This is a genomic window from Pantoea sp. SIMBA_079, from assembly GCF_046940275.1.
Lineage (GTDB): Bacteria > Pseudomonadota > Gammaproteobacteria > Enterobacterales > Enterobacteriaceae > Pantoea > Pantoea borealis.
Map to the genome: position 1 here is coordinate 1 of NZ_JAWRYR010000819.1, position 242 is coordinate 242.

Sequence of the window (242 nt, forward strand, 5' to 3'; positions counted from 1 at the left end):
GGAGGCAAAAGACCTCTCGGAGTCCCGACAGTTTGGGACAGTGTATTCCAGCGATGTATCCGGCAAGTGTTAGACCCCATCATGGAGGCTAAATTTTACAATCACAGCTATGGCTTTAGAAGCAACAGAAGTACGCACCACGCACTATCAAGGATGATGTTTCTTATCAATAGAGTCGGGCTATATCAGTGTATTGACATAGACATCAAGGGATTCTTCGATAACGTGAATCATGGAAAACT

1 protein-coding gene is annotated in these 242 nt (G+C 44.2%); it reads left to right on the plus strand.

Features of this window, described 5'->3' with window-relative positions; all coding sequences use genetic code 11:
* Positions 1–242, plus strand: a 242-nt coding sequence (locus tag SB719_RS22235; RefSeq protein WP_412160045.1) for a reverse transcriptase domain-containing protein, incomplete at both ends; no start/stop codon positions are given.